This window comes from Corallococcus interemptor (assembly GCF_003668875.1).
GTDB lineage: Bacteria > Myxococcota > Myxococcia > Myxococcales > Myxococcaceae > Corallococcus > Corallococcus interemptor.
Window position 1 is genome coordinate 75,580 of sequence record NZ_RAWM01000029.1, and the last position, 7,257, is coordinate 82,836.

Sequence of the window (7,257 nt, forward strand, 5' to 3'; positions counted from 1 at the left end):
CAAGGCCGGACAGGCCCTGCGTGAGCGTGTGTCTTCGTCCCGAAACCGTCTGTCTTTCCCCTCGCACGCCCTGGAGCGCGTCCCGACGCGCGCCGGGGACGTGTCCTCGTGACCATGTTGCTCATCGCGTTCGCCACGCTCTCGACATGTCTTTCCACGGCCATGCCTTCCGAGCAGGAAGCCACGGGCCCCACGGAGACAGAAGCCCCCCAGCAGCGCTCCACCGTGGTGCGCGGAACGCGCCCGGCCCAGAGCGCCGCCGAGGTCACGATCGGCCGCGACATCCTCGACACGGCCCCGCGCACGAACGCGACGGACGTGCTGCGGGTCGTCCCGGGCCTGGTGGCCTCGCAGCACAGCGGCGAGGGCAAGGCCCAGCAGCTCTTCCTCCGGGGCTTCGACGCGCTCCACGGTCAGGACGTGGAGCTGAACGTCGGCGGCCTGCCGGTGAACGAGGTGAGCCACATCCACGCGCTCGGCTACGCGGACACGAACTTCATCATCCCGGAGCTCGTCCAATCGCTGGAGGTGACGGAGGGCTCCTACCGGGCGTTCCAGGGGGACTTCGCGGTCGCGGGAACGGTGCGCATGGACCTGGGCGCCCGCGAAAAGGGAGTGGAGTTCGCGGGCACGCTGGGCCAGTTCAACACGCGCCGGCTCGTCGTGACGGTGCGCCCGGGAGAGGACCCCGGCACCTTCGCGGCGGCGGAGATAGCAGAGAGCAACGGCTTCGGCCCCCAGCGAGGCTACGGCCGCGCCGCCCTGCTCGCCCAGGCGAACGTGGACCTGGGCCAGGGCGTGAGCGCGAAGGTCCTGGGAGGCAGCTACGTCACGCGCTTCGACTCGCCCGGAGTGGTGCGCGAGGACGACCTCGAGGCCGGCCGCCGCACCTTCTACTCCGGCTCCTTCCCCCGGCAGGGCGGCACGGTCTCCCGGCACCAGCTGCTCATCGGAGTGGACCTGCCGCGAGAAGGCACCGCGCGCACGCGCCTGGAGGCCTTCGGGATTCTCTCGGACCTGCGCCTGCGCAACAACTTCACCGGCTACCGCGTGGACGACCGGGGTGACGGTCTGGAGCAGACAAACGACAGCACCACGCTGGGCCTGCGCGCCGAGCACCGCCGCCAGGCCACCCTCTTCGGCCGTCCCCTCGCGCTCGAATTGGGCCTCGGAGGAAGACGTGACGGCATCCACCAGACGCAACGCCGTTACCGCGAGACGGACGGCACCTTCTTCGCGGACGAAGTGGACGCGGACCTCACCCAGACGGACGTCTGGGGTTACGCCGAAGTAAGGCTCCCGCTGGGCCGCTGGGCCTTCCGGCTGGGCGGCCGAGCCGACGCGCTGGGCGTGGAGGTCTTCGACGCGCTCGCCTTCCGGGACCCGCGCTACTACGACGGGCAGGGCTATTCACGCAGCGCCTTCGGAGTGCACTGGGGCGCGAAGGCCGGCGTCGAGTACGCGCTCACGGACACCTGGGCCCTCTTCGCCAGCTACGGAGACGGCTTCCGCTCCCCGCAGGCGCGAAGCCTCTCCGAGGGAGAGCAGGCCCCCTTCGTGAACGTGCACGGAGCGGAGCTGGGCACCCGGAGGGAAGGAGAACGCCTGTCCTTCCAGGCGAGCGTCTTCGGCTCGCAGGTGGCGGACGACTTCTTCTTCGACCACACGGTGGGCACCACCGTCTTCACGGGAGAGACGCTGCGCACGGGCATCTCCGCGGCGTTGCAGGCGCGTCCGTTCGAAGGGCTCACGGCGGCGCTGAGCGCCACGGTGGCGAACGCGACGGTGACGAAGACGGGCGCGAAGCTCCCCTACTTCGCCCCACTGGTCGCGAGAGCGGACCTCGGCTGGGAGAAGCCGCTGCCCGCCATCGACGCCATCTTGTCCCTGGGCACGGGCCTGACGCTCATCGGCCCCAGGCCCCTGCCCTACGACGAATACAGCCACACGGTGTTCCTCGCGGACGCGCAGGCCGCGCTGCGCCGGGGAGCGCTCGCGCTGCGGCTCGACGTGAAGAACCTGCTCAACGCGCGCTGGCGCGACGGCGAGTTCGTCTACAGCTCGCGCTTCGACGCCACCGCCTGGCCCAGCCTCATTCCAGCCAGACATTTCACCGCGGGGGCACCACGCGTGGCCTCGCTCACCCTGGAGGTCCACCTGTGAAGAACCCGATTGCACTGGCCTTGAGCGTGGCCCTGCTGAGCCTGGGCTGCGGCGACAAGACGGAAGCGGAGCGCCGCACCTTCGCCGTGACGATGACGGCGACAGCCCCCACGGCGCCCAACGAGTACGGCTGGACGGTGACGCCCGAAGCGGCGCAACTCTCGGTGGGCTCGGTGCGCTTCTTCGAAGGCCGCGTCCTGTTGTCGCGACGCTTCGACTGGTACTCGCTCATCGGAGGCACGGCGAACGCGCACCCCGGCCACTACGTCCCCGGCGACGCGCTGGGCGAGGTGCTGACGCCCCAGACGGTGGACCTGCTCGCGGGCGGCAACCTGGGTGAGGCGAACGCCGTCACGGGCTCGTATGGCTCACTGGAGCTGACGCTCGTGACGCCCACGGCGGCCACGGACGCCCAGAACCTCCTCGGAGGCCATCAGGCCCACGTGCGAGGCACCGCGACGCACACGTCCGGAGCCACGGTGCGCTTCGACGCCGTGGTGGACCTGCCCAAGGCCATCGAAGGCGTTCGCTTCGAGCGCGACCTCCAGAAGGAGGCCGGCCACGTGCGCATCGCGGTGGACCTGGGGACCTGGATGGACCGCATCGACTTCGCCACCGCGTCGCTTCCGGACGCGGCCGGCGTTTCCACCTTCCCCGCCGGAAGCCAGGCCCAGAACGGCCTGGTGCGCGGCGTGGAAGACACCAGCGCCTACGTCGTGACGTGGGTGGAAGGAGCCGCGCAATGAAGAAGTATTGGCTGATGGGAGTGTCCTGCCTGGCCCTGGTCGCCTGCTCGTCGGGTCAGGGCAACGTGACGTTCACCACCTACGGGGAGGACTTCATCGAGAAGGAGATCCCCGCCAGCGCCTTCGAGGATGGCTGGACGGTGAAGTACACGAAGTTCCTCGTGAAGCTGGGCGAGGTGAAGGTCGCCAACCACGAAGGCGAAACCGCCGCGGAGCAGAGCGCCGCGAAGGTGTACGACGTGCACCGTCCGGGCCCCGTGAACGTGACGACGTTCAACGACCTGGCCGCCGAGGAATGGGACGAGGTGAGCTACGCCATCGCCCCCTTCACTGACGCCACCGCCGGCAACGCGGACGCGGAGGACGTGACGCGGATGAACGCCGAAGGCTGGTCCGTCTACGTCGAGGGCACGGCCACCAAGGGCTCGGCGACCAAGCGCTTCCACTGGGGCTTCGCCACCAACACGCTCTACGAGCACTGCGAGAGCGAGGACATCGGCAACGGCGTGACGGTGCCCAAGGGCGGCACGGAGACGGTGCAGCTCACCATCCACGGGGACCACCTCTTCTTCGACGACCTCCAGTCCACGGACGCGAAGATGCGCTTCGACGCCATCGCCGCGGCGGACAGCACGGGCATCGTCGGCCCGGACGGCGAAGTCACCCTGGATGAGCTGGGCCTGGTGGACCTGACGTCGCTGCCGTCGGACCAGTACGGCACGGGAGGCGCGGGCAGCGTGCGGACGCTGCGCGACTTCATCACCGCGCTCGTGCGCACCGTGGGCCACTACCGCGGCGAAGGCGAGTGCTCGCCGCGCGTCCGCTAGAGACCGCCTGACGCGGAGGGGCCGGCCGGAACGCGCGGCCGGCCTCTCCCGTTGCCGCTCAGCGCTTCGAGGTGTCGTCCCCGCCCGTCATGCCACCGCCGTGCGAAGGCATGTGGGACGGCGTGTTCGGAGGACGGTTCGGGTTCATCTGGTTGGAGCGGTTGTCCTGGGCGGACTTGTGCTCCGGGCGCTCGGGGTTCTTCGTGTTGGAGCGCTGATCATTCGGGCTCGGGTTCTTGTTCTTGCTCATCGTTCCGCGACCTCCGTGTGTCCGGGCATGGGCGCCCGGACGGAAGGCACGGTAGGGAGACGCGCCCGGGAAACGCAGGGGCCCAGGGGGCGCTGCACAGTGTCCGGCAGCCATCGCTCGGGCTGCCCTCCTCGCGCCATGAGCGCCCGGCACGCTCGCTTCCGGATGCCAGCGAACAGGCGGATGCCTACTCCTGACGCCAGGGAGGTGCGGCGGGTGAAGACCGTGACCTACGAGCGCAGTGGTCAAACCGACACGGGAGCGCAGGCGCTGCGAGTGGAAGGCCTCAAGCACCTGCGCGTCCTGGAGCAGGGAGAACCGGTGGTGGAGCGGGACCTGACGCCGGAGGAGATCCACCGGCTGGCCCCCCTGCTGGAACCCCTCCAGCGAGAGCCCGAACCCGCCACGCTCGGGCCCCCATCAGGAGGGCCGGAAGCGCTGGCGGTCACGCTCGCCTTCGAGGACGAGGAGACACCCCGGTTGAGGCTCGCCACGGAGCGGCTGCCCGCGAAGGGAGGCCGGTATGATCGCCTGCTCGCGGAGCTGGACGCCCTGCTGACGGCGGAGCTCCACGCGCGAGCCCCCCGCCACGCCCACGCCGTGCTGCCGCATCAGCTGCGTCACGACGAATGAGAAGGCGCACAGCAGGGGAGCAACCGGGGCGGGTTGCCCCGGGGGCCCGCATCTGACAGACAAGCAGCATGAAGCGCGTGCAGTTCTCCGTGCACCGCACGGTCGGAGAGGCACGGATGCTGGCAGGAGCCCTGGAATCCGCCGGGCTCTCGGTCGACATCCGAGGCGAGTCCCTGGTCCCGCTGAGCGGAGAGATTCCCAGCACCGAGGCCTGGGTGGAGCTGTGGCTGTTGCCGCAGGAACTGGAGGCCGGGCGCCAGGTGCTCGCGGAGCTCCAGGCCAACCAGGAGGCCGCCAATCGTTCGGTGACCTGTCCACGGTGTGGAGAAGAGAACCCCGCCAACTTCGAGCTCTGCTGGAGCTGTGAGCTGGAGCTCCCCTCCGGCCTGCGTCCGCGCCTGCGCGCCGTTTAGAATTCCCCCATGAGCGACCCATCCAACGCCCCCGGGGAGCGGAGCGGCCGGCGCCGGAACCAGGGTCTCCGGAGCGTCCTCTGGGTCTGCGGCGTGGCGCTCGCCATCCACGTCATCCCGCTGTTCCTGCCCCGCAACATGCCCGAGCAGGAGCTGGCCATCGCCCGCGCCACGGACAGCGTGGAAGGCCGTCTCCAGTTCCTGGTGCCCCTGAAGCACAACGACAAGGCCACGGCAGCGGACCTGCGCATGGCGGCCGAGCTCCTGCGCGAAGGAGCCCCCGCGGAAGCGCACGACCTGGCCCTGGAAGCCGAACGGAGGGACCCCAACGCCCTGGAGACCCAGCTGCTGCTCGCGCGCATCTGCGACCGGGAGCGGATGTCCCGCTGTGTGGAGCAGTCCCTGGGCAAGGCGCGCCAGCTCGCGCCGGCGGACCCCAGGGCGGAGCTGTTGCGAGCGGACCTGAGCGAGGAGAAAGGCGACCTCGAAGGCGCCACGAACGCCCTCGCCCGGGCCTACAGCCAGGCCCCCGGAGATCCCCTCGTGGGCGTGCGCTACGGCCGGCTGCTCAGCCGGATGGGCAGGCCCGAGGATGCCCTGAAGGTCTTCACCTCCCTGGAGGGTAAGGTCCCACCGGCCCGGCTCCTGGTGGAACAGGGGCTGGTGCGCACCCGGGAGGGCCGCAGCCGCGAAGCCGTGGGCCTGTTGCAGCAAGCGGTGCAGAAGGACCCGAAGCTCGCGGAAGGCCACTTCCAGCTGGGCATCGCCTGGTTCCAGGCGGGAAACCAGGTCGCCGCCGAGGAGTCCTTGCGTCAGGCGGATCGGCTGGACACCTCGGACACACGAGCGCTGTCCACCCTCTGCACCCTCCAGGTGAAGGCGGGGAAGCTCGAGGGAGCACGCCAGACGCGCACGGACCTGGAGCGGCGCTTCCCCCAGCGGATGGACCTCATCCGGGAGCAGTGCCGGCTGCCCTGAAGCTCAGGGGAGCGTCAGCGTGGCTCCTGCCCGCGAATCTGGCGGAGCATCCGAGCGGAGGCGATGACCGGCGCATCCACGGACCCGTCGGCCCGTTCGGTGCGCACCACGGCCTGGAGGAAGGGGATTGCCTCTTCATCGCGGCCCTGCTGGAAGAGCAGCTCCCCCAGCGCGAACCGGGCCTGGGTGAGGAGGACCAGGTCCTCCGCCGCCACGGCCGCATCGATGGCGTCACTCAGCGCGGACTCCGCCAGCTCGGGCTGTCCGCGTCCCAGCAGCTCGCGGGCACGCTGGAGATGTTCAAGGGTATTCATGGGGCACGGTCCCCGAGCGGAGAAGACGGCAATGGAAGACAAGCGCTTGGTCGAGCTGGAAATCCGCTACACGCAGCAGCAGGAGCTGCTGCAGGAGCTCAGTGACGTCCTCTACCAGCAGGGGCGCGTCATCGACGCGCTCCGGACGGAGCTGGACCAGCTCAAGCGCAAGCTGGACGCCGAGCCGGGCCTGGTGGACGCGCGCCACCAGGAGCGGCCGCCGCACTACTAGAACTTGTAGCCCAGCCGCAGGCCGATGATGGGGTTCGGGTCCAGGTAGCCCACCTCGACGCCAATGCTGGCGGCCTTGCCCTGGAGGCCAAAGCCAAACGCCGCGTGGGCCTTGAAGGTGTCACCCTTGAAGAAGATCCACGGACCGGCGAGCCCCTCGATGTAGACAGTCTTGCCCACCGTCGCGCGAAGCGAGATGTCCAACGGAACGCCAATGATGTTGCCGTCCGTGACGAGCACCGCGCCGAACCGGGCACCCACGAAGAGTGGACCCGCGACATGCCCTTCAACGCCCAGCGTAAAGTTGAAGGCCGCGCTGGTGTCGACCCAGTAGTCCGCGCCCACGCCCAGGCGGACACCGGACTGCTGCGCCTTGGATTCCGCGGGGACCAGCAGGAGCCCTAGCGCGAACAGACCAGCGGCGTAGATTCGAAGCAGATGCATGCGAGAGGCTCCTGTCCAGAGAGGGGGAAGGAGCGCCACTCAAGCAAAAGCAGGCAGGGTCAGGCCAGCCTCAAAGCCAGGCACCCGTACGTTCGCATGCCGTCGGATCAATCCAAGACGAACGGTGTCACAAGCCCGCAAAGACAAAGCCCCTGGCGCCTTGCGGCACCAGGGGCTTTCAAAAAGAATCCGGCAGCGACCTACTCTCCCACGCGGTTTCCCGCGGAGTACCATCGGCTCTGGAGGGCTTAACTTCCG

At 69.5% G+C, this 7,257-nt stretch carries 10 protein-coding genes and 1 rRNA gene; 7 read left to right on the forward strand and 4 right to left on the reverse strand.

The window, feature by feature from the left end:
* The first annotated feature begins 114 nt into the window (after positions 1–114).
* Genes D7X96_RS13730 through D7X96_RS13745 form a run of 3 tightly spaced genes read left to right on the forward strand, consistent with a single transcriptional unit; the run spans position 115 to position 3,736 of the window.
* Positions 115–2,163 (forward strand): TonB-dependent receptor, encoded by a 2,049-nt coding sequence (locus D7X96_RS13730; RefSeq protein WP_244219576.1) that lies wholly within the window; start codon positions 115–117, stop codon positions 2,161–2,163.
* A complete protein-coding gene (locus tag D7X96_RS39965; RefSeq protein WP_158626578.1) occupies positions 2,160–2,909 on the forward strand; it encodes a hypothetical protein in 750 nt (249 codons plus the stop codon). The genes D7X96_RS13730 and D7X96_RS39965 overlap by 4 nt, the downstream gene beginning before the upstream one ends.
* On the forward strand, positions 2,906–3,736 hold the full coding sequence (locus D7X96_RS13745; protein WP_121769911.1) for a hypothetical protein: 831 nt from the start codon (positions 2,906–2,908) through the stop codon (positions 3,734–3,736). The genes D7X96_RS39965 and D7X96_RS13745 overlap by 4 nt, the downstream gene beginning before the upstream one ends.
* A gap of 58 nt (positions 3,737–3,794) precedes the next feature.
* Here D7X96_RS13745 and D7X96_RS13750 read toward each other — a convergent pair whose 3' ends face one another.
* The gene (locus D7X96_RS13750; RefSeq protein ID WP_120551760.1) at positions 3,795–3,986 is read right to left on the reverse strand and encodes a hypothetical protein; all 192 of its coding nucleotides are present in this window, start codon (positions 3,984–3,986) and stop codon (positions 3,795–3,797) included.
* Positions 3,987–4,202: 216 nt separating this feature from the next.
* On the opposite strand from D7X96_RS13750, the gene D7X96_RS13755 reads away from it, so the two are divergent.
* The 3 genes from D7X96_RS13755 to D7X96_RS13765 all read left to right on the forward strand — a co-directional run bounded on the left by D7X96_RS13755 (position 4,203) and on the right by D7X96_RS13765 (position 6,010).
* Complete coding sequence (locus D7X96_RS13755) at positions 4,203–4,619, forward strand: hypothetical protein (RefSeq protein WP_120551759.1); 417 nt, start codon at positions 4,203–4,205, stop codon at positions 4,617–4,619.
* 68 nt (positions 4,620–4,687) lie between these two features.
* Entirely contained in the window at positions 4,688–5,032 is a 345-nt protein-coding gene (locus tag D7X96_RS13760) for a DUF7577 domain-containing protein (RefSeq protein WP_120551758.1), read from the forward strand.
* A 9-nt stretch (positions 5,033–5,041) separates the two neighbouring features.
* The gene (locus tag D7X96_RS13765; RefSeq protein ID WP_120551757.1) at positions 5,042–6,010 is read left to right on the forward strand and encodes a tetratricopeptide repeat protein; all 969 of its coding nucleotides are present in this window, start codon (positions 5,042–5,044) and stop codon (positions 6,008–6,010) included.
* 14 nt (positions 6,011–6,024) lie between these two features.
* Here D7X96_RS13765 and D7X96_RS13770 read toward each other — a convergent pair whose 3' ends face one another.
* Positions 6,025–6,324: a tetratricopeptide repeat protein gene (locus D7X96_RS13770; RefSeq protein ID WP_014392969.1), complete on the reverse strand. Its 300-nt coding sequence runs from the start codon at positions 6,322–6,324 to the stop codon at positions 6,025–6,027.
* 31 nt (positions 6,325–6,355) lie between these two features.
* Between D7X96_RS13770 and D7X96_RS13775 the strand changes: the two genes are divergently transcribed.
* The gene (locus D7X96_RS13775; RefSeq protein WP_120551756.1) at positions 6,356–6,556 is read left to right on the forward strand and encodes a SlyX family protein; all 201 of its coding nucleotides are present in this window, start codon (positions 6,356–6,358) and stop codon (positions 6,554–6,556) included.
* On the opposite strand, the gene D7X96_RS13780 is transcribed toward D7X96_RS13775, so the two are convergent.
* A complete protein-coding gene (locus tag D7X96_RS13780; protein WP_120551755.1) occupies positions 6,553–6,999 on the reverse strand; it encodes a hypothetical protein in 447 nt (148 codons plus the stop codon). The genes D7X96_RS13775 and D7X96_RS13780 overlap by 4 nt on opposite strands.
* Before the next feature lie 187 nt (positions 7,000–7,186).
* Positions 7,187–7,257: ribosomal RNA gene (gene rrf / locus D7X96_RS13785) — 5S ribosomal RNA — on the reverse strand; the annotation flags it as partial.